The organism is Chloroflexota bacterium (assembly GCA_018648225.1).
Taxonomy (GTDB): domain Bacteria; phylum Chloroflexota; class Anaerolineae; order Anaerolineales; family UBA11858; genus NIOZ-UU35.
The window spans coordinates 10,436-15,847 of record JABGRQ010000130.1 but is presented as its reverse complement, the minus strand read 5'-3'; the positions used below and the strand labels follow the sequence as shown (position 1 = coordinate 15,847).

Genomic DNA, 5,412 nt, shown 5'->3' with positions numbered 1-5,412 from the left:
CCTTGCGTTTGCGTTATCGAATAGAAATGCGCTGTATTTGCGCAAAAATAAGGTATGAGTAGAGTTTATCACAGGATGCGCTTGGAGGGTAATTCTTGTGGTGTGTGGAAATTGTTGTAATAATCTGCCCTTTTAGGTATAATCCCCACTGCTTCGGGCGGTTAGCTCAGTTGGTTAGAGCGCTTCCTTTACACGGAAGAGGTCGCAGGTTCGAGTCCTGTTCCGCCCACAAGAAATGCCCCTACATAAAGGGGCATTTCTTCGTTATCGCGCTCTGTATCATCTCTGAACTTAGAAATTTGGTGGCGATTGAAACTTACCCGTAATTTCAGTAAGCGCTTCTGCTGCTGCCAGAAGCGCCATATCGTTCCAGCGCTGGCCCACGGCTTGAATTCCGACAGGGATGCCAGCTTTCGTATGCCCAGCGGGGAGAACGACAACCGGATTTCCGGTCATGTTGAAAATGGTTGTGAAGCTCATATTTGCCGTGAAATAGGGGACATCCTGACCGTCGATTTCGATAGGCTGCCCAGTTTTGCAGTGTTTAAATGCTGCTCCGACGGTAACCGGACACAGCCAGGCATCCCATTTGGAGAGAAAAACTTCCAATTGAGCGATCAATAGGTCGCGGCTGGTCAGCGCCTCCGCGTAGCGTGTCATTTTCAACCCGAGGCCACTCACATAGCCCTTTTTGAGCGGCGATGGATCTGCCATCCTTCGAAATTGTAAACTCGTTAGCAAGCGGGGAATTGTATCCATGCCGGAGCCAATTTCTGCCCCTGCGATCTCGCCATAGAGTTGCCAGGCCAGGTCATAGTCAAAATCTGGTGGAGAAATTTGCTCTACATGGCAACCCGCCTGGCCCAGATCGCCAGCCAATTTTTGCATGATTGCCCGCGTCTCTTGAGATGCGGCCACTCCGCCAAAGTGATCTGTCCATGCAATGCGATACGTTTTTAGCGGCTTTTTTTGCACCGGTGTTACCGTGATGGGCGGTGCTTCCCAGCGGCGGCCATCTGCACCGGCAATCAAAGAGAGTGCTAGCCGCAAATCGTCTATGGAGCGCGCCAGGGGACCAGGCATTCCCATATGGCGTACCCCTTGTGGTGATCCGGGTGGCTCGGGAATGTGGCCTGCCAGTGAGATTAGATGGTCTGTGGGCTTGAGCGCAAATACCCCGCAAAAATGAGCCGGGATTCGCACAGACCCCCCGAGGTCGCTGCCAATTTCGAGGGGCGAGAATCCTGCCGCGAGGGAGGCCGCGCCACCCCCCGTGCTTCCCCCCGGTGTACAGGTAATATTCCAGGGATTATTTGCCCTTCCAAATAGCGGACTGTCGCTCTGGATGTCCAAAGCCAGCATGGGCATATTGGTTTTTCCTAAAACGATCGCGCCTGCCTGCCGCAAGCGGGCGACAACGGTGGCATCTTGCTCAGGGATGTAATTTGCAAGGGGCTTAAAACTGCTGGTCGTCCGCAGTCCCGCCGTTTCGAAAGCATCTTTGATGGTGATCGGCACGCCATGCAATGGCCCCCATAGAACGCCTTTTTCGAGCGCAGCATCTGCGGCAGACGCAGTTTGACGGGCATTCTCTTCGTTCAGCGTCACAATCGCGTTTAGGCTGGGATTGTATTTGGCGATCTGTGCCAAATGTGCCTCCAGAATTTCTGTAGCAGAAGCTTTTTTTTCGCGAATGAGTTCGGCTAATTCGGTCGCGGAGCGGTAAATAAGTTCGGGCATGAGTTTACCTCCAGTTGTAGCGCGTGTGAGGGTTTATGGATTGAGGCTGCGAGACCCTATTTAGAAATTGATTTCAGGTATAGCTCTTCAACTTTTTTTCTTGCCCAGGGCGTTCGGCGCAAGAATTTCAGGCTGGATTTGATACTGGGATCATGCGTAAAGCATTTTATAGGGATGCGGATTCCCAACTCCTCCCAGCCGAATTGTTCAACCAGCTGTTTCAGCATCATTTCAAGGGTAATCCCATGCAGGGGGTTATTGGGTTGCCGATTTTTCATTACATATCTCCAACAGATGCGAATTAAGCGGACTCAACCATTATTTGTATGGGGCAATAGTAGCTTGAACAGCGAAACTAGCGTTGTCATTCCGAGCGTAGCTAGGAATGACATTAGAAGCGGCTTGATTCATCACTGGCATAGGCACGTTTCAATATTACGGTTCAGGGATTCTTCACTCCGCTGCGCTCCGTTCAGAATGACGCGCGTTCAAGCTTTTGTTGACGATTACAGATTTAACCATTTTTTGCTCTGCGCTTGGCAGCGCCTTGCGCTTTTGTATAAGTGTAGTTCAAAAACTAAGACAAGGCAAATTTTTGGGAATCAGCAAGCCCCCTGAAAGAGTTTATCTCACAGGGGGCTTGCGTTGGAATGGCTCGCGTGGATGGATTTGATTCTTATGCAGCCGTGAAAATCCTGTTCTGTCTATTGTTCAAAGTCATCCCAGCCAAAGTTGAATCCATTTACATTTTTGCCCGGCGAGAGATCCACCTGATGGGTTTGGACGGTGTTATTGCGGTTCGGGAAGGTGAAGGTGCCTCCAAAATTTTGTATCAACACAGTATCATTACCGTGATTGAACGTATCGACCACCACACAATATGTGCCCGCTTCCAGCCCATCGAATTTATAGCCGCCACTGGAGTTTGTTGATTGCGTAGCCTTTGATGTTGTCGGGGGGCATTTTCCGGAAAATAATTCCACCACGATACCCGAGAGCAAGAATTCGCTGTTGAAAACTCCATCGCCCTCAGGAAGGCCGGAACTCATGGTTATGCAACCGGTAGTTGCGGGATTTAAATCATCACAATCTTCTATCCAAACCAATCCGCTGATTGACCCCAGCGGGATCGGTGGCGCTGAGATAGTCGGCAGGGCGCTGGTATCACCGGTGATGGTGGCATGTTCAAGCCACGCCCAACAATCTGCGCCACCGCCGGGATTTTTGATGATCACATAAGGGTCCGAACTGGCTGGCCTCGCAACCACTTCAAAGGAGCCATTGGTTACAATCGAGCCAGTGATCGGGTATTTGAGGCCGGGGCCAGAGCGGCAGTTGGTATTCACGCTAACGGATAACATCGGTTTTCCAGGAACTGTTGGCGCCGTGGTTGCTTCCGGAGCCTGTGTGTTTGCCGGGGCTTGTTCACTGGTCGGGGCGGTGGTTGGCGCATTTTGATTCTGTTGTAATGCAACGATTGTGGCTGCCAATTGGGTTGCCTCAAGATTTGGTCCATCGGGTGTTGCAGTCGTAGTGGGTATTCCACAGGCAAGCGTGGCGAATACTAGCGCCAAGATCCCCATAACAAGTTTGTTTTTCATAACGGATATTTTTCCTTTTTAGCGCATTTACACTAGCCAAAACGCCCGCCAAATAACGGGTGTTTTGGCTAGTAGAAAAGTATTTTACGGAAGATCAACACAATTTCCGGTATCCAAAATAATGGTGTGATTGGGATTCGCGACAATCGCACACATTTGGGTCGCGCTAGCGGGACGATTGTTCGTGGTAAAACCGCGGAAGGGGCGCGGGCCGCCGTACAAGAACCAGCTCCCACCACCACCAGACCCGACTTGTTCCTGGGTGAAATTGTTAAAATAAAAATGGACATGCATCCCCGGCAAAACTTCCGTATACTCAAAAGTTTCATACTCAACGACGTAGGTACTGCCGTCCAGCATAATGGAATTGATGCGCACTTGAGGCCCTGGGGGCAATGTTGCCGTGGGGATTTCCGTTGGCTCCAGGGTGGCTGTTGGCTCCGATGTGGCGGAAGGCTCTGGAGTCAGAGTCGCGGTTGGCTCCGATGTGGCGGTGGGTTCTGTCGTAGCGGTGGGCTCCATAGTGGGGGTGGCAGTTGGCTCTGAGGCACTGAAGCCGCCAAGCCCAAAGAAAGCCAGTGCGCCAATCAGAATAACGCCGACTGCGCCGATCCCAATCCATTTAAGCGGCAAGCCACCTTTTGGCTTTTTTGCCGTAGCCGTAGCGGGTGGTTTTGTTGGCGGCGGCCCAGGTTTTATAGTGCTGGCTACACTTGCCGGAGCCGCTACTTTTAACGATTCGCTGAACGGAACTTCATCAATCATGGTTCCAGACATCTTTAAAGATTCTGCGGGTGGAGCTTCTTCGATCATCGTGCCAGCTATCTTTGGAGATTCAACAGGAGGAGCATCTTCAATCATGGTGCCGCCCATCGCTTCGGCTCCAGTAAGTGGAGCTTCTTCGATAATGGTTCCCGATAAATCTGGCGGGGCAATATTTTCGATGGGTTTGGCATCCGTAGTTTGACTGAGGTTTGCTGCGCGTAATGCCGCTGCAAATTCGGCGGCTGTCTGATAGCGCTCATTTTTGTCTTTGGCCATAGCTCTGACTACCGCAGCAACGAGTGCGGGCGGCACATCCGGGTTGATTTGGCTTGCGTCAGGAACGGGGTCATTAACGTGCATCATTAAGATGGACATTGCAGAGTTGGCTTCAAAAGGCCGCTTGCCTGTTAGGGTCTCAAATAATGTTACGCCCAGGGAATAAATATCCACCCGATGATCGGCCATTTCTCCCCGAATGATCTCGGGTGCCATGTAGAAAGCTGTTCCGACAACTGCGCCCGTAGCTGTGTGCTGTTTCCCGCCGACGATCTTGGCGATGCCGAAATCCATCAAAATGGATTGCCCCTGAAGATTGAGCATGATATTGGCTGGTTTGATGTCCCGGTGGATCATGCCGCGCTTATGGGCGTATTCTAAAGCATCACAAATATTGGCAATGATTTCGACAGCATCATGGGTTGAAAAGCTGCGCCCATCTTCATTCAGGCGTTTCATGCGATCTTCCAGGGTTTCGCCCGGCACGAATTCCAAGACCATATAATAAGTATCACCGTCGTTGGCGAAGTCGTGTACCTGGATGATATTTGGATGGCGCAATTGTGCAACAGAAACCGCTTCTTCCTCGAATCGGCTGATAAATTGTGGGTCTGAGGACAAATGGGGATGAATTAATTTTATCGCAACAGCTCGCCGCAAGTTAGGATCATTCGCTCGAAAAACAGAAGACATGCCTCCTGCGCCCAGCAAATCCTCAATCTCGTATCGGTCGCTGAGTTTGCGGCCTATCCATGAGGGTTCAGACATAAAATACCTCCAATAATTTCTTTGCTATCTCTGGTAAATAATTACGTTTATTGAAACTACTCAGCTTTCTTGTTTCTCGCTCAGGCTTACGCCTTCGCCGCAGGCTGAGTAGTTTCCATCTATTTGTCAACAATCCACAACCAGGCATTGTTGAATTGGCAATTGGTGGTTCCCGATTCGTTCAAGGCGACCATTGCCACAAAACCACGTTCAAAGTAGGGTGTTTCAGATTGGACGACAGCCAGATTCGGTTTGAAATTGC

4 protein-coding genes and 1 tRNA gene are annotated in these 5,412 nt (G+C 50.7%); 1 reads left to right on the top strand and 4 read right to left on the bottom strand.

Annotated features, from left to right (window positions below):
- The first annotated feature begins 155 nt into the window (after window positions 1–155).
- Window positions 156–229, top strand: a tRNA-Val gene (locus HN413_13110).
- A 62-nt stretch (window positions 230–291) separates the two neighbouring features.
- Here the strand turns inward: HN413_13110 and HN413_13105 are convergent.
- The 4 genes from HN413_13105 to HN413_13090 form a co-directional block, all read right to left on the bottom strand.
- Window positions 292–1,740, bottom strand: a complete 1,449-nt coding sequence (locus HN413_13105) for an amidase (protein ID MBT3391335.1) — start codon at window positions 1,738–1,740, stop codon at window positions 292–294.
- Window positions 1,741–1,796: 56 nt separating this feature from the next.
- Window positions 1,797–2,018 carry a DUF2132 domain-containing protein gene (locus HN413_13100; protein ID MBT3391334.1) on the bottom strand — a complete coding sequence of 74 codons (222 nt, stop codon included), beginning with the start codon at window positions 2,016–2,018 and terminating at the stop codon, window positions 1,797–1,799.
- A gap of 426 nt (window positions 2,019–2,444) precedes the next feature.
- A complete protein-coding gene (locus HN413_13095) occupies window positions 2,445–3,341 on the bottom strand; it encodes a hypothetical protein (GenBank protein MBT3391333.1) in 897 nt (298 codons plus the stop codon).
- 84 nt (window positions 3,342–3,425) lie between these two features.
- Window positions 3,426–5,150, bottom strand: a complete 1,725-nt coding sequence (locus HN413_13090; GenBank protein ID MBT3391332.1) for a serine/threonine protein kinase — start codon at window positions 5,148–5,150, stop codon at window positions 3,426–3,428.
- Window positions 5,151–5,412 lie beyond the last annotated feature (262 nt).